Source organism: Streptomyces sp. WM6386 (assembly GCF_000972385.1).
Taxonomy (GTDB): domain Bacteria; phylum Actinomycetota; class Actinomycetes; order Streptomycetales; family Streptomycetaceae; genus Streptomyces.
Map to the genome: position 1 here is coordinate 1 of NZ_JXTE01000502.1, position 442 is coordinate 442.

The 442-nt window shown below is 67.2% G+C and carries 1 protein-coding gene; it reads right to left on the minus strand.

The genetic code is table 11. From position 1 onward, the window contains the following. A partial coding sequence (locus TN53_RS49725) for an IS3 family transposase (RefSeq protein ID WP_420719173.1) occupies positions 1-257 on the minus strand: 257 nt, incomplete at its 3' end. Positions 258-442: the final 185 nt, after the last annotated feature.

Genomic DNA, 442 nt, shown 5'->3' on the forward strand with positions numbered 1-442 from the left:
CAACCGGCGCCAGACCGAAGAGAATCTGACTGAGCTGGAACGGCGCCGGTTACGCGTACGCCGCAACGCTCGACAGTGCAGCGGGCCACCGCGACTCCCTTGCGCCGCAGGGCGCGGGTGATCCGGCGGGCTCCGTAGGTGCCGCCGGACTCGTCGTGGATCTGCTCGATCATGGGCATGAGCTGTTCGTCGCGGAGCCGCCGGGCGGACTTCGGGCGCTTCTTGCGGGCGAAGTACGTCGACGGCGACAGGTCCAGCTCCCGGCAGACGGGATCGACGCCGAGGGCCCTTCTCGCGCAGGTGGTCGATCACCTGCTCGGCCTCGTCCGGGGACGGTCGATCTCCTGGGCAAAAAACACCGATGCGGCCTTCAGGATCTCATTGGCCCGCCTCAACTCAGCGTTTTCCTTGCGGAGTTGCCTGAGTTCGTCGAGCTCGGCTG